Genomic DNA, 14737 nt, shown 5'->3' with positions numbered 1-14737 from the left:
CCCGGTTTGTGATTGATGGTGCGCCCTTCGTCGCGGTCAGCCCTCGCGCCGCACGAACGGGTTGTGCGAGCGCTCTTCGCCCACCGTCGTCGGCGGACCGTGCCCGGGCAGGCACAGGCACAAGGCATCCAGGCCGTAGAGCTCGCGGCGGATGCTCTCGGCGAGTTGGTCGAAGTCGCCGCCCGGCAGGTCCGTTCGTCCGATGCTGCCCGAGAAGAGCGTGTCTCCGACGATCGCAACGCCGCCCCCGGGCGCCAGGAACACGCAGCCACCCGGGCTGTGGCCGGGCGTGTGCCGCACCGTCCACGACTCGCCGCCGATGGTGAGCGCCGCGCCGTGCTCGAAGGTCTTGGTCGGCTCGGGCCCGCTGTACGGCATGCCGAAGCCCGCGCTCAGGTTCAGGGCGGCGTCCCCGATCCAGTCCCGCTCGTCCTCGTGGATGAGTAGCGGCGCACCGGGGAAGGCGTCCATGACCTCGCCCAGACCCAGGATGTGGTCGGCATGCGCGTGCGTGAGCAGCACGGCATCGACCGCCAGCCCCTGCTCGCCGACGAGTTCGAGGATGGGCTCCGGCGCCTGCCCCGGGTCGATGATCCACGCGTGGCGGCCGTCCGGCGTGTACACGTAGGCGTTGGTCTCGAAGGGCCCGAGGCTCGCCGTCCACATCGCGGCCGCGGTGTTGGAATCTTGCGTGTTCTGCTTGTGTATGCGTCCGGAAACGTCGATCTGCTGCATGGGCCCAGTGTACCCCGGGGGCGTTGGCGGCCGTTCTGGTGCATCGGTTGGGGGGTTGTGCCGTTATACTGGTCGAGGCAGAGGAGTGCGGACGACGGCGCGCCGCACCGGCACGGAGAGCCGCCCATGAGCCAGCATCCGAACGAACTCGCCCGTCCCGATCACGACGCGATCGAGCCGGTCGTGCCCCGCGCCCGGCCCAGCCGCTGGCCCATGGCGCTGGTGCTCCTTGCCCACGGCTCGGTGTTCTTGATGGGCGTGGCGGCCGTCGTGCTGTGGGCCCTGCGGCCGGCCGCCGCGACGCAGGCCGCCGGCATCGACCTCGAGAGCCTGCTCTCGGGAGATCCGCAGGCAGCCCTCACGCCGGGAGAGGTCGCGTCGACCGCCGGGCTGCTGGTGCCCGAGAGCCTGGGCGTCGCCGGGCTGCTGGCGATGGTGCTGGCCGTCGTGCTCGCCCCCGCATCCGTGGGCCTGGTGTACCTCGTACGCGACGTCCGCCAGACACGCAAGGAACTGCACACAACGACCATGGCCCTGCGCTCGTTGGGAGAGCAGGCCGCCCTGAGCGACGATGCGCGCCGCGTCTTGCACCGCACGCGCGAGCGCACGCTGCTCCGCCGCGCGATCGAGGAAGACATCGCCGCCGAAGACTGGGAGGCGGCGCTCGTGCTCTCGGGCGAGCTCGCCGATCGGTTCGGATATCGCCAGGATGCCGAGAACTTCCGCCGCCGGATCGATCGATCGCGTCGCGCGACGCTGGAGCACCAGCTGAACAACGCCATGACGCAGCTGGAGGATCTCGTCCTGCACCGCCAGTGGGAAGAGGCCCAGCGAGAGGCCGTGCGTATCGCCCGCACCTTCCCCGAAGCGCCGCGCGCCCAGGCGGCGCCCGAGCGCGTGTCGCGCGAGGTCGAGCGCTTCAAGGCCGACCTCGAGCGCCAGTTCCTCGAGGCGGCCGAGGACGACCGCGTCGAGGAGGCGATGGAACTCCTCAAGAGGCTCGACCACCACCTCAGCGAGGACGAAGCCGCACCCTTCCGCGAGGTCGCTCGCGGCGTCATCGGCAAGGCCCGCGAGAACCTGGGCGCCAAGTTCAAGCTGGCCGTGCGCGACAAGCGCTGGATCGAGGCGGCCAGCCACGGCGAGCGCATCATCGCCGAGTTTCCCAATAGCAAGATGGCCGCCGAGGTGCGCGAGTTGCTCGACGGCATCCGCGAGCGGGCCGCCAAGATGGTCTCGAGCAGCTTCTAGCCCGCCGGCGCCACGGGCTCGCTGAGCACGAGCACGGCGCGCCCGATGGCGGTGCTCGCCGCGTCGGTGTACTCGCGCGTCACGCCGTCGCCGATGAGCAGCACGCCCGAGGCGCCGCCCGGTGCTTCGACGATCCGCAGCGTGAGCCCGCCCGGGGGCGTGAGCGCCTCGCCACCGATCGCCGACGCTTCGATCTTCACCGGCCGGGACGCCCGGCCCGCGGGCTGGGGTGCGTCCGTCAGCTCGACGCCCGTCATCGCCGTGGTCGTCAGGAGCGTAGAGAATGCATCGAGTGCGGCGGCGCGGTCGGCCGGTAGTACCTCGTCGCCCTCGGCCCAACCTCCATCCGTGCGCGCGTACACGCGGTCGTTGAGCTCGAGTCGCGTGACGAGCGTCGCATCACCCTCGATCGCGGTCGCTGCCACGTAGCCGCGTGCCTCCAGAGTAACTTGCTGCAGCGGCTCGAGGTCGATCGCGACGAACGTCGCCCCGAGGAACTCGGTCGCCGCGCCCGCCGAGCGATATCGCCGCTCGCGCGCCACGCCGACGAGCGTGAGGCGCCCGCCGGTGTCGGCCGGGCCGTGCAGCGTGAGCGTGAGTCGCTCGGTCGTGCGGACGGGCTCGGAGTCGTCGCCCATCGGTTCGATGCGATCGGCCTCGACCGTGATCGTCACCTGCGTCGCGGCTTGTACGGCGGGTGGTGGTGGTTCGTCGAAGCGCTCGACGCGCAGGCGTGCGATCGCCTGCAGCAATGCATCCACGCCTTGCTCGCTGGCGCGCGAAGATACCGGCGCCCTCAGCGACCATCGGCCGTCGACGCGGGCGAGTTCGAGGCGCGAGTCGCCGCGCGCAAGCTCGAGCCTCGCGGGCCTGCCGGGGAGCGCCCCGAGCAGGCCTTCGTCGCGCCAGGCCGCCAGCCCGGTCAGGACGAACGCCTCGTAGAGGGGTTCGTCGATCGCAAACTGCTGGACGCCGCCCTCGGCGTCGACGCGATCGACCACGCGTCGCCCGCCGACGACCGGTTCACGCAGGCCGAGGGACATGGTGCGTCCACGCGCGTCGGTGATCGTGAGGGTCGAGGCGACCGGCGGCAGGTCCTCGTCTCCGACCGGCCGGCCCTTCAGGTCGGCAAGGATGCGGGCCGCGGCGCGTGCCCGTCCGTCCTGCACGGCCCAGGGCGGGCCGTCCTGGTCGATGAGCTGCCATCCCGCCAGCGATCGCTCGATGCGTCGGGCGTTTTCCCCCTCGGCCCGCGTCTCGAACGACACGATCGAAGCCGCGTCGACGTCGAGCACGGGCTGCGGCTCGGCCGTCGCGCTGGCCGACGGTGGTCTCAGGAGCCACATCGAAGCGACGACGATGGCGATCGCGACCAAGAGGCTCAGGATGACCGGCTTGGTGGGCATCGGCGCAGCGTACTCCCGCTACCCTCGACTCGGGGCAGCCACTCGGCTCCTACGCACCATCGGCATGGAGGCCGACCATGGGCCAGCGCGACCAGCACCACCGACCGCTCATCGGCATTGCCGGCGACGTCGACGTGGCCCCCAGCAGCGATCCGGCTGCGCCGCCCGCCCTGCGTTCGTGCTGCCGGATGACCTACGTCGACGCCGTCGTTGCGGCCGGCGGGCTTCCGATCGTGCTGCCGCCGGTGATCGAATCCATCGAAGACCAGCTCGACCTGGTCGACGGCGTCCTGCTCATCGGCGGGGACGATCCGCGGACCGAGCCGTTCGGCGAGCCGACCGACCCGCGCGTCACGCCCGTGGTCGAGCTCCGCCAGGCGTACGACTCGGCACTTCTTCGGGCCCTGCAGGGTCGCTCAGGCCTGCCCGTGCTGGGCGTCTGCTACGGCATGCAGATGATGGCGCTGCTCGCGGGCGGCCGGCTCGACCAGCACCTGCCCGACACGCTGGGCGACGCGTGGCGCACGCACTGGCACCAACCGCACGCGATCGAGGCCCGCGCGGGCGCGCCCGGATGGCTCGCCGAAGGTGCCGATAACCCGTACAGCCGGCATCGGCAGGCGATCGCCGATGCGGGCTCGCTTGCCGTGGCTGGAGTCGCCCCCGACGGGACCATCGAGGCGGTGCACGACCCCGAGCGGCCGTTCTATGCCGGGGTGCAATGGCACCCCGAGCGGAGCGGAAACGGTGCGCTCGGTTCGGGCGTGTACAGTGTGTTCGTTCGAGCGTGCCGGGGTCAGGACGGCCCTGCATAGATTCGGCAGATCGGACAAGGGAGGCGCCACCTGGCGATGGCCGATCCGCAGCCAAACGCGGGCGCCCTGGACACCAGCGATCCGCTGGCGCTCGGGGCGATGCTGGCACCGGTGGTCAAAGAGGCCGCGGGCGACAACCTCGGTGACATCGAATGGTTCCGGACGAGCTGGCAGCGCGGCGGCGCGGCCACCGGCTTCTCCACGTGGACCCTTGACGACGGCACGACCGTGCCCTGCATGGTGAAGGTGCCCGTGGGGCCGAACGAGCGCCGCTGGGCGGCGGCCCTGGGCGATTGCTGGAAGAAGGGCTGGTCGGCCCCCGACTGCCTCTCGCTCTCGACGCCGCGCGTGCTGGCCTCGGCGGACAACCTTGGCTCATATGACCTGTGCTGGCTGGTGATCGAGCGGTTCGAGGGCGGCACCGTCGCGACCAACTTCGACGAGCACGGGCTGCGGGCCCTGATCGACGCCGCGAGCGACTTCCAGATCCGAGCGGAGCAGCAGTGGCAGCCGACGGGCCGCCCGGTCGAGCCCGACTGGGCCCACGCGCACGAGCAAGCACGCCAGATGGCCCACGACAACGCCATCCCGGATGCCCAGCACTGGAACAACGCCCTCAAGAGCGCCCGGAAGCTGCTGCCCGAGGCCCTGTCGATCTGGAACGCCCGGCCCGTGAGCGCGTGGCAGCACGGCGACGTACACCCGGCCAACGCCATGTGGCGGCAGCCCTCGGACAACGGGCACGGCCACGCCGGCCAGCGGTGCGCCCTGATCGACCTGGGGCTGGTCCACCCCGGGCACTGGGCCGAGGACGGGCTGTACCTCGAGCGGCAATTCTGGGGCCGCACGGAGCGGCTGTGCGGCCTGAAGCCGGTGTCGATGATCGCCAAGGCCCGGCGTGAGGCCGGTTTGCCGGTCGAGAAGGACTACGCCCGCCTGCTGCAGTGCAAGCGGCTGATCGCCTCGGCGGCGGCCCCGGCGAATCTGGAGCACGAGGGCGACGCGATCTACCTCAGCGGGGCTCTGGCGGTTCTGGAGAGGTCGGTGAAGGCCCTGAGCGGCTAGAGTGGGGTCGGGCTGGCCCTTGTTCGGTCGATTTTTGCGGTTTTGCCCGCTCTTGGGGGCCTCAGGCCCGCCCGAGGCTTGCCCCGGCCGCCGGGGATGGGAAGTATGACAGCCGGCCCGCCGGGCCGAGGCACTCAGGGCACCACGTGGGAGAACTGGTCGATGCAGCAATACGAGCAAATGAAGCAGATTCTCGACTCCATCGCCGAGGACATGGACAAGGTCAAGGCGGGCAACAAGGCCGCGGGCACCCGCGTCCGCACGGCCATGCAGGACATCAAGAATCTGGCCCAGGAGCTCCGCAAGGAGGTCCTGGAGCTGCGTAAGCAGGACTGAATACCCACGATGCCGACCGTTTCGAGTGACACGCCCGCGACCGACCCCGCCGGCGCTCCCGCGAGCGCCAAGGGACTGTTGTTCCCGCTCGGCGGGATCGACCTGGGCTCGTACGTGCTCGACACGGCCGGCGTGGAGCGCATCCTGCCCCATCGAGGGCAGATGCGGCTGATCGACCGCCTGGTGTGGCACAACGAGGGCTACACCAAGGCGGTGGCCGCCCGATCGGTTAGCGACGACGAGTTCTGGGTGGCCGGGCACTTCCCGGGCAAGCCCATGTTCCCCGGCGTGCTGCAGATCGAGGCCGGCGCGCAACTCGCGTGCTTCATGTTCCTCGCGCGCCACAAGGACCCGTACCTCGCCGCATTCCTGCGGATCGAGAACGCGGCGTTCCGCTCGATGGTCGCGCCTGGTGACGAACTCATTTTGCTCGGCCAAGAGATCAAGTTCGGGCGGCGTCGCTTCACGGCGAACGTCCAGGGCGTGGTCGAGAATCGTCTCGCGTTCGAGGCGACGATCTCGGGCATGGCGATCGACGCCGTGGCTGACCCCAACGCCAACCCCGGCGGCTGACAGCGTCCGTGGCTGACGCCATCCAAGAACCACTGCCGTTCGTGCTCGAGCCCAGGCTCTTCGAAAAGGTCTGGGGCGGTCGGCGTCTGGCCACGCTGGGCAAGGACCTGCCCGACGGCGCCAGCGTTGGTGAGAGCTGGGAGCTTGCCGACCTCGACGCGACGAGTGCGTCTGGCGCGGGTGGCTCGGGCGTGTCGTCGATCATCGCACGCGGCGCGCTCGCGGGCCGCAGCATCCGAGATGCAGTCGAGTTCTGGGGCGCTGACCTGCTCGGCCCGGTCGGGTCGCTCGACGGTCGTTTTCCGCTCCTGGTCAAGTACCTTGATGCGCGCGAGAACCTGTCGATCCAGGTGCACCCGAGCCCGGCCTATGCGGCGGCCCACGCCGAGGCGCACGTGAAGACCGAGTGCTGGTACGTGGTCGAGGCCGAAGAGCACGCCCGCATCCTGAAAGGCCTCGCACCCGGCGTGACGGCGGCCGACGTCGGCGCCGCAGCGCGCGAGGGCGGCGACGTGCCGGCGATGCTGCACAGCGCACCGTCGCGGGTGGGCGACCTGCACACGCTGCCGACGGGCACGATCCATGCGCTCGGCGCGGGCACGCTGGTGGCCGAGGTACAGACGCCCAGCGACACGACGTTCCGCGTGTACGACTGGGCGCGCGAGTACGGGCGGCAGGGGCGCGAGCTGCACCTGGAACAGGCCGTCGAGTGCATCCTCGGCGGGCCGCCGCCGGCGACCCGGCGGCTGGCGAGCGGCGACGATGCGGGACGGCTGTGCGCGCTCGACGCGTTCTCGATCGACGAGGCGCGGCCACACGGGGGCGACGAGATCCCGCTGAGCTTCGACGGGCGCTGCCAGGTGCTGATGCTCGTGTCGGGCGTGGGCGAGGTCGTGGTCGAGGACGACGACGACGCAGCGCTGCCCGTGCACGCCGGGCACACGATCGTCGTGCCGGCCGCATGCGCCGACCGCGTGTCGTTCGTGTGTGATCCCGCAGCGCCGCTGGGCGGCACGCGGCTGCTACGCATCGGCGTCGGCAAGGCCTGAGACGGGTCAGCCTTCGGCGTCGGACGCCGGCCCCAGCTCGATGGCGTTCTTGCCTTGGTGCTTGCCCTCGAGGGCTCGCTGGTCGGCGGCGCGTACGAGCGAGGCGACGTCCAGGCCGTCCCAGGGGAACGTTGCCAGCCCGCCCGAGATCGTCAGGCGACCCGGCGCGTCGTCGCCCAGCTTCGGGAATCGCTTGGCGGCGACCTGCTTCTGGAAGCGCTTCGCGAGGCCAACGACCGAGCGCGGGTGGCGGCTGGTGGGCTCGCGCTTGCCGGCGGGGTCGTCGAAGATGACGGCGAACTCGTCGCCGCCGATGCGGCAGACCTTGTCGGTAGGGCGGATCACGCTCTGCAGCAGGTTGACGACCTCACGCAAGATCTCGTCGCCGGCCTCGTGGCCGTGCTCGTCGTTGAAGCGCTTGAAGTCGTCGATGTCGAAGACGAGCACCGACAGGTCGCGGCGTGCCTCGCCGGCCGCGTCGATGGCGTCGGTCAGCGCGCGCTCGAAGTGGCGGCGGTTCCAGGCACCGGTGAGTGGATCGGTATTGGCCTCGTTCTCCAGGGCGCGATGGCGGGCCTCGAGCCGGAGCCATCCGCCGAGCCATTCGGCGGCATCGGCCAGTCGCTCGTGCGCGGCGCGCGGGCCGACGAGCACGCGATCGGCAACACCGGGGATGCGCGCGCAGCTCGCATCGTCCGTTGCCTCAGAGGCATCGCGCAGGGACAGCGGTGCGCCCGCGCGGCGGGAGGCAAGGTCGACCGCGGCGGCCTCGATCGACTCGCCGGCCAGGAGCATCTCGACCAAGCGGCGATCGTCGGCGGGTGGCGGCGGGGCGGTCGGTTTCGGCGGCGCCGAGACCTCGACCGGACGCTTCGGCGTCGGCGTCGGCGTCGGCGTCGAGCGCGCCGCCCGCCGGCCGTGCAGGAGCACACGCGACGAGAAGACGGGGTCGTCGATGTCGAGCCAGCCGTCGAACGCGTCGTCGCGGCTCGCCTGGTCGCTCTCGAGCGGCCGGCCTACGGCCAGCACGCGGACGCCCGGGTCGAGCCGTCGCAGGGCGTCGACGAGCTTACGGGCACGCAGCAAGGTCGGGTCAGCGTCGATGGCCTCACCCAGGACGACGACCTGCTCGCCGCCGTGCTCGCGCGTCTGTCGGCTCCAGGCCGAGACCTCGCCCAGCGCGTCCATGCCGCTGCGGACGCGGACCATCTCGGTGCTCGCCGGAGCGGCCAGCACGCCGTCGAGGCCCGTGCGGCCGACGAGCACGATGCGGGCCGGCCCCTGGGCCTGCCTCGGGCCGTTGGTCGTCGCGCCGGATTGCGTTGCTCCGTCGGAGGCCACGAGTGCTCCCATCTGGCGTCCGCCGAGCGCCATGCCCTAGTGCCCCGGCCGATCGGCCAGCAGCATGCTGAGTTCCTCGTCGCTGAGCAGCGACGACGCCGTCGGCTCTTCGTCCTCGGGCTCGACCTGGCGGCGTTCGCCCTCGTCGCTCGAGGCGGCCGGAGACGACGGCGGCGGTCGGTCTTGAGACTGGTCGGCCCGGCGGGGCTCCCCTTCTTGTGTTCGCACGAAGACGGTGGCTAGTTCGTGGCGCTCGGCGGCGGCGAGCACGGGCTGGGCGTCAGGATCGAACCTCCACACCGCGACGGGGCCGGCGAAGCGTCCGAGGGCATCGACGACCAGGCCCGATAAGTCGAGCTTCGTCGGATGCACCAGGACGAGCACGGCCGATTTGGGGCTCTCGCCCGAGCGGCGACGCATCAGGATTTCGGCCATGGCGGAGTAGCCGTCCTGCACACCGACCCAAGACAGCGACCGCCGCTCGAGCGAGGCGAGTAGCTCGGCGGGCGGGTCGGTTCCTGCGGGCGTCCAGAGCACGCAGCACGTCGTACTCGCGGCGGCGTGGCGGGCGTGGTGATGACCGTTCTGCCCCATCGACGCAAGTATACCAGAGATCGCCGCCCGGCCCGTGGGAAGTCGAGGCAATCAGCAAGGAACGGCTGCGTCGACGACGATGCGCGCGCACTCCGCGGCGCCGTCTTGCCGCGGGGCGCGTCGCAGGGCGTCGGCCATGGCCTGTCGCTTGTCCGCCGAGGCCATGAGGTCGAGCAGCGTCGGCGCGACTGCAGTGAAGTTGGCCTCGGGCGAGATGCGGTCTTCGAGCACGACCGCGCCGCCCGCATCGACGAGCGGTTGCGCGTTGGCCGCCTGGTGCTGGTCTCGGTGGTAGGGGTAGGGCAGGAACACGGCCGGTACGGCGTTGGCGTGGGCCTCGGCCACCGAGCCCGCGCCGCCGCGGCAGAGCGCCAGGTCTGCGGCGCCCCACGCGGGGCCCATCGGGCTCAAGCGCTCGAGCACGCGGGCGGCGACGCCGGCGTCGTCGTAGGCGGCCTGGAGATCGCTGGCGGCCGACTGCGAGCCGGCCAAGTGGATGGCCTGCCACGCGCGCAGCGATTCGGCTTCCCTCGTGCAGAGCGCTTGCACGAGCGCGTTGATCGACGTGGCGCCCTGGCTGCCGCCCATGACGAGCAGGGTCGGCTGATCAGCCTCGAGGCCCAGCACGCGGCGGCAGTCGGCCTTGGGGCCCGGCGCGATGGCGCGCGTGCCGATGATGGTGCCGACGGCACGCCAGCCGCTCGGCGCATGGTCCTGGCCGACGAGGGTGTGGGCGGCGAGCCGGCCGACGAAGCGGTTGGCCTTGCCTATGCGGGCGTCCAGGCTCACGAGCACGAGCGGGACGCGTTCGGCGCGCGCGGCCATGGCGGCGGGGGCCGAGACGTAGCCGCCGGTCGACATCGCGACGACGCGCTCGCTGGCGTCCTTGAGATCCCGCAGGGCTTCGCGAGCGTCGCGAACGGCCTGGCCCCAGGCGCGGACGCATCGCAGCATGGCGATGGGGCGAGCCGACGGTGGGCGCGCGTGCAGGGCGATGCGGCGGGCGGGCTCGTCGAAGGCGAGCTCGTTGGCGAGCGCCTGTTCGTCGGCGGGTCGATCGCCGGTGAGGAAGACGGCGCGGGCGTCGGGCACGAGGCCGGCGATGGCGTCGGCGACGGCGAGCGAGGGGTAGATGTGTCCGCCGCTGCCGCCACCGAGGAACGCGATGCCGATGTGCGCCTTGCGGCTCAAGCCGGCGCCTCGGCGCCCGGTCCTCGGCTGCGCGCGAACAGGCTGCGCTGCACGCCCGCGGGCTCGCGCGTCGGCTGGTGCTCGATGACCGTCGATCGCGCGGCCTCGCGGCGGTCCATCGCGACGAGCAGGCCGAGCGAGGCGCCGGTGAGGATCCATCCCGTGCCGCCGGCGCTGACCAGCGGCAGGGCGATGCCCTTGGTCGGCCCGAGCCCGGTGACCACGGCGAGGTTCATGATGGCTTGGAGCGCGACCGTTGCGGTGACCCCCAGGGCGACGAGTTGGCAGGCGACCCCGCGCTCCTGGCGGACCACGCCGATGCAGGCCCAGGTGAGCAGCGCGAAGACGCCGGCCACGCCCGCGGCGCCGAGCACGCCCAGCTCTTCGCAGATGATGGCGAAAAGGAAGTCGGTGGTGTCTTCGGGCAGGTAGCCCAGCTTGTGCAGGCCGTTGCCCAGGCCGCGGCCGGTGAGCTCGCCGCCGGAGATTGCCGCGAGGCTCTGGATCATGTGGTAGCCGGTGTTGGCCGGGTCGCCCCAGGGGTCGAGGAAGCTGGTGATGCGGTCCATGCGGTAGGGGCTGGTGCGGACGGCCTGCACCGAGGCGGCCAGCGCGACGGCGGCGAGGACCGCGACGTGCCACCAGCGGATGCCCGCGGCCAGCAGGACGACGCCGCATGAGGCTCCGATGAGGACGGCCGTGCCGAGGTCCTCGAGCATGATGAACCCGCAGACGAGGGCGACGGCGACGCCGGCGGGCAGCAGGCCCTGCAGGATGGTGCCGATGGCGGGGCCGCGGGCGGCGGCGAAGACGGCGATGACGGCCGGCAGCGCCCACTTGGCGATCTCGCTTGGCTGAAGGCTCTGCTCACCGACGCCTGGCAGCGTGAGCTCGATCCACCGCTTGGCGCCCTTGGCCTCTCGGCTGAGCCCGGGCACGTAGACCAGCAAGAGCACGCCCACGATGAGGGCGATCGCGATCGCGAGCCAGAGGCCGGGCCGCTGCACGTCGGCCAGGTGGTCGATGCGGTCGAGCAGCGACTTGGGGAGCGCCGCGAAGGCAAGCGTGGCCAGCAGCGCGAGGCCCGCGTAGATGGCGGCGCGCGAGGTAGCCATGCCGAGGAGCGCCTCGCGGAAGGTGGGGTCAACGATTTCTTTCGGGTCGGGTACGACGACGAGGGCCGCCCCCTCGCTGAAATCGAGGGGCTTGGGCGTGTCGATGGGGTCGACGGTCGTATCTGCCGAGCGCACCATGACCAAGCCGACGCCCAGGAGCGTCAGCACGCAGATCAGGATGGTCCAGCCCGGGCGCACGTGTCAGGTAGGGCTATCGGATGGGCGGTGTGCGCCGGTGTAAAAGCCACCTCGCGGCGGTCGCTCAGGGAATCCACACGTAGTAGCCCACGCCCGGTCGCAGGCCGAGCGTGCCAGCCGAGAGGCCGCCGCCGTCGAACCGCAGGAGGCTGACGGAGTTGTCGGCCATGAGCGGGGTGGGGGTTTGGCCGCTGGCGTAGGCCGTGCGTGGGGCGTTGCCGCGTGGGCCGTAGCGGATGAGGATGGCGCGCTCCAGGCCGGCGCTCTCCATGGCGGTGTCCATCGCGTCGCGCACGCCGCCGAGGCTATCGACCAGTCCGATGGCGGCGGCGGTGTCGCCGGTCATGACGCGGCCGTCTGTGGCAGCGGAGACCTCGTCGGGGAGCAGGCCCGGGCGTCGGCGGAGGACGAGCGAAAGGAAGCTCGCGTAGTACTCGCCCACGATGCCGCGGAGGATGTCGTAGTGGCCTTCCTGGACGGGCGCCAAGGGATTGGCCAGGTCCTTGTTTGGGCCGCTGGTGACGAACAGGGTCCGGATGCCCAGCTTGTCGAGCCCCTCGCTGGCGTTGAAGCTGGGGATGAGCACGCCGATGGAGCCGGTGAGCGTGGCGGGTTCGGCCATCACGTGGTCGCCGGCCAGGGCCAGGTAGTACCCGCCGCTGGTGGCAACCTCGCCCAGGGAGACGATGACGGGCTTGCCGGTGGCCTCTGCGAAGGCCCGGACCTCGCGGTAGGCCGTCTCGCTGCCGGCGACGGTGCCGCCGGGCGAGTCGATGCGGAGGATGACGGCCTTGACGGCCGGGTCGTCGGCGGCCATCTTGAGCTGGGCCACCATGTCGTCGATCGGGGCGGTGCTGGCGCCCAGCAGGCCCGGGGTCGGGGTGTCGGTGATCAGGCCGCGCACGACGATCATCGCGACGCGGTCGCTGGTGGCGCCGGGGCCCTCGCCGACCTCGAGGACCTTGGAGGCCACGATCTGGTCGTTGGCCGGGCCCAGACGCACGGTGAGGCCCAGGGGCGAGCAGCCGGCGAGCAGGAGCAAGGCAAGGACAAGCAGGAGGACGGCTTTCATGCCCGACTGTACTGCGGCCGGGGGTGCGGCGTGCAATCATGCCCCGATGTCCCAGAGCGAACACCAGTCCGTGCTTGCCCGCGAGGCGATCGAGCTCCTTGTGTTGCGGCCCGGCAACGTGTACGCCGACGCGACGGCGGGCCTGGGCGGGCACGCGGTGACGGCGGCGGGCCTCGTGGGGTCCGAGGGCGTGGTGGTCCTGAACGACCTCGACGGATCCATGCTCGAGCGCGCGAGCGCGACCGTGGCGGAAGCGCAGCCTGACGTACGGGTCGAGGCGGTCCGCGGCTCGTTCGCGGGGCTGCCAGCCGCGATGGCCGGAATGGGGCTTCGAGCCGACGCGTTGCTGGCCGACCTGGGGTTCGCCAGCCCTCAGGTCGACGATCCCGACCGCGGGTTCTCGTTTCGGCAGGATGGGCCGCTGGACATGCGGCTGGACCCGACCAGCGGGGTGAGCGCAGCGGAGCTGTTGGCCACCGCGAGCGAGGCCGAGATCGCGGAGATTCTGTGGACGTTCGGCGAGGAGCGGGGGTCTCGTCGGATCGCGCGGAAAGTTGTCGCCTCTCGGGATTCGCAACCGATAACGACCACGCGCGCGCTCGCAGAGCTCGTCCGGTCTTGCACCACTGGTGGCGGCATCGACCCGGCTACTCGGACGTTCCAGGCGTTACGGATAGCCGTCAACGACGAGCTGGGCGCGCTGTCGGCCCTGCTTGACGCGATTGCGTCTCAAGCCGGGTCGACGAGCATCGGGAGCGAGCCGGTCCGGGCAGGCGGGGCGGTGCGCGAGCACGGGGCCGGCCGTTGGCTGGCCCAGGGGGCACGGGTGGCCATCATCTCCTTCCATTCTCTCGAGGATCGGATGGTCAAGCGTGCGTTCTCGTCGCTGAGCGACGCCGGGCAGGCCCGTCGGCTGACGCGCAAGCCCATCGTGCCGGGCGACGCGGAGGTCGCGGTGAATCGTCGCGCCCGATCGGGCCGCCTGCGCGCCATCGAACTGACCCCGAGCGTGGAAGGGGGACCGTCGCGTTGACTCGAGAGCAGAAGCTGGCCCTGGTGCTTGGATTCGCCGCCGTGATGGTGGTCGGGTTGTTGATTAGCGACCATCTGGCGGCCGCTCGGTCGGCCGAGCTCGAAGACGCGCCCCACGACGCGACGGTGCTCATCGACGCGACCGAGGGCCAGGCCATGCGGCGGATCGTTGCGGTGCCGCAGGATGAGGACGAGTATCGGGGGCGGCCGGCGCGTCGGATCCAGGATTCGAACGAGCGGGATGTTCCGAAGGCTGCGGAGCAGTCTGGCGGCGGCTTGGCGATCGAGGCTCCGGTCGAGGCGGCGCCCGAGCGGCCACGGCCCGGCCCTATCAAGCTGGTGGTGGGCGAGGGCGGCGGCGCGTTCATGCCCGCCGAGCCGCCGCGCGAGCGGACGGTGCTGGACGTCGTGGGCGAGTCGGTCGCGGACGGCGCTGAAGCGATGGCCCAGGGCATGCGAAAGCTCACCGGCCTGGCGACGTCCACGAAGCCCAACGGCATGGCGTCGCTGAACGGCGCCGACGGCCGGTCCGTCTCGCGTGAGGTTTCGACCCAGCCGGTCGTCGTGCAGCACCACGTGCAGGCGAACGAGTCGCTGTACAAGATCGCCGAGAAGTACTACGGCGACGGCAACGCGTGGCGTCGCATCGCCAAGGACAATGCCGGCCGCGTGGGCGAGAATGGCTCGGTGCGTCAGGGCGTGACGTTGCGGATCTTCGATCCGACGGCATCGGTCGTTGCCGCGGCGGCGCCATCGAAGCAGGCCGCGCCCCGCGAACTGAAGCCGACCCGTGGCGGTCCGCTGACGTACACGGTCAAGTCGGGCGACACGCTGGGCGAGATCGCGCAGGACCTGCTCGGAACGGTGCGCCGCCAGCACGAGCTGATCGCGCTCAACCGGGACGTGCTGAAGGACCCGGACAACCTGCGGGCGGGCACGGTGCTGAAGCTGCCGAGTTCCTGAC

15 protein-coding genes are annotated in these 14737 nt (G+C 71.4%); 8 read left to right on the top strand and 7 right to left on the bottom strand.

Annotated elements, in window-relative coordinates:
• Window positions 1-36: 36 nt before the first annotated feature.
• A complete protein-coding gene (locus RIA68_09560; protein ID MEQ8317690.1) occupies window positions 37-735 on the bottom strand; it encodes an MBL fold metallo-hydrolase in 699 nt (232 codons plus the stop codon).
• 126 nt (window positions 736-861) lie between these two features.
• Between RIA68_09560 and RIA68_09555 the strand changes: the two genes are divergently transcribed.
• Window positions 862-1986 carry a hypothetical protein gene (locus RIA68_09555; GenBank protein ID MEQ8317689.1) on the top strand — a complete coding sequence of 375 codons (1125 nt, stop codon included), beginning with the start codon at window positions 862-864 and terminating at the stop codon, window positions 1984-1986.
• Here the strand turns inward: RIA68_09555 and RIA68_09550 are convergent.
• Window positions 1983-3392: a hypothetical protein gene (locus RIA68_09550; GenBank protein ID MEQ8317688.1), complete on the bottom strand. Its 1410-nt coding sequence runs from the start codon at window positions 3390-3392 to the stop codon at window positions 1983-1985. The two genes, RIA68_09555 and RIA68_09550, sit on opposite strands and share 4 nt — an antisense overlap.
• Window positions 3393-3469: 77 nt before the next feature.
• On the opposite strand from RIA68_09550, the gene RIA68_09545 reads away from it, so the two are divergent.
• The 5 genes from RIA68_09545 (at window position 3470) to RIA68_09525 (ending at window position 7230) form a co-directional block, all read left to right on the top strand.
• On the top strand, window positions 3470-4207 hold the full coding sequence (locus RIA68_09545) for a gamma-glutamyl-gamma-aminobutyrate hydrolase family protein (protein ID MEQ8317687.1): 738 nt from the start codon (window positions 3470-3472) through the stop codon (window positions 4205-4207).
• Window positions 4208-4243: 36 nt separating this feature from the next.
• On the top strand, window positions 4244-5272 hold the full coding sequence (locus RIA68_09540; GenBank protein MEQ8317686.1) for an aminoglycoside phosphotransferase family protein: 1029 nt from the start codon (window positions 4244-4246) through the stop codon (window positions 5270-5272).
• A gap of 105 nt (window positions 5273-5377) precedes the next feature.
• A complete protein-coding gene (locus RIA68_09535) occupies window positions 5378-5608 on the top strand; it encodes a hypothetical protein (protein MEQ8317685.1) in 231 nt (76 codons plus the stop codon).
• 9 nt (window positions 5609-5617) lie between these two features.
• The gene (locus RIA68_09530) at window positions 5618-6181 is read left to right on the top strand and encodes a 3-hydroxyacyl-ACP dehydratase FabZ family protein (GenBank protein ID MEQ8317684.1); all 564 of its coding nucleotides are present in this window, start codon (window positions 5618-5620) and stop codon (window positions 6179-6181) included.
• Window positions 6182-6189: 8 nt separating this feature from the next.
• Window positions 6190-7230, top strand: a complete 1041-nt coding sequence (locus tag RIA68_09525; GenBank protein ID MEQ8317683.1) for a class I mannose-6-phosphate isomerase — start codon at window positions 6190-6192, stop codon at window positions 7228-7230.
• Between the two features lie 6 nt (window positions 7231-7236).
• Here the strand turns inward: RIA68_09525 and RIA68_09520 are convergent, their stop codons facing one another.
• The 5 genes from RIA68_09520 to sppA all read right to left on the bottom strand — a co-directional run bounded on the left by RIA68_09520 (window position 7237) and on the right by sppA (window position 12741).
• Window positions 7237-8571 carry a GGDEF domain-containing protein gene (locus tag RIA68_09520; protein MEQ8317682.1) on the bottom strand — a complete coding sequence of 445 codons (1335 nt, stop codon included), beginning with the start codon at window positions 8569-8571 and terminating at the stop codon, window positions 7237-7239.
• A 36-nt stretch (window positions 8572-8607) separates the two neighbouring features.
• Window positions 8608-9165, bottom strand: a complete 558-nt coding sequence (locus tag RIA68_09515; GenBank protein ID MEQ8317681.1) for a hypothetical protein — start codon at window positions 9163-9165, stop codon at window positions 8608-8610.
• A 51-nt stretch (window positions 9166-9216) separates the two neighbouring features.
• Window positions 9217-10356 (bottom strand): UDP-N-acetylglucosamine--N-acetylmuramyl-(pentapeptide) pyrophosphoryl-undecaprenol N-acetylglucosamine transferase, encoded by a 1140-nt coding sequence (locus RIA68_09510; protein ID MEQ8317680.1) that lies wholly within the window; start codon window positions 10354-10356, stop codon window positions 9217-9219.
• Window positions 10353-11669 (bottom strand): putative peptidoglycan glycosyltransferase FtsW, encoded by a 1317-nt coding sequence (locus RIA68_09505; GenBank protein MEQ8317679.1) that lies wholly within the window; start codon window positions 11667-11669, stop codon window positions 10353-10355. Before RIA68_09505 ends, RIA68_09510 begins: the two co-directional genes overlap by 4 nt.
• A gap of 64 nt (window positions 11670-11733) precedes the next feature.
• Window positions 11734-12741 carry a signal peptide peptidase SppA gene (gene sppA, locus RIA68_09500; GenBank protein ID MEQ8317678.1) on the bottom strand — a complete coding sequence of 336 codons (1008 nt, stop codon included), beginning with the start codon at window positions 12739-12741 and terminating at the stop codon, window positions 11734-11736.
• Window positions 12742-12787: 46 nt separating this feature from the next.
• Here sppA and rsmH point away from each other — a divergent pair, with 46 nt between their 5' ends.
• Together rsmH and RIA68_09490 are read left to right on the top strand one after the other, a co-directional pair.
• Window positions 12788-13774, top strand: a complete 987-nt coding sequence (rsmH, locus tag RIA68_09495; GenBank protein ID MEQ8317677.1) for a 16S rRNA (cytosine(1402)-N(4))-methyltransferase RsmH — start codon at window positions 12788-12790, stop codon at window positions 13772-13774.
• Window positions 13771-14736, top strand: coding sequence for a LysM peptidoglycan-binding domain-containing protein (locus RIA68_09490; GenBank protein MEQ8317676.1), 966 nt, complete (start codon window positions 13771-13773; stop codon window positions 14734-14736). Before rsmH ends, RIA68_09490 begins: the two co-directional genes overlap by 4 nt.
• Window position 14737: the final 1 nt, after the last annotated feature.

Source organism: Phycisphaerales bacterium, assembly GCA_040217175.1.
GTDB lineage: Bacteria > Planctomycetota > Phycisphaerae > Phycisphaerales > UBA1924 > JAHCJI01.
The sequence above is the reverse complement of the archived record's forward strand: the minus strand, read 5'-3'. Positions and strand labels throughout refer to the sequence as shown.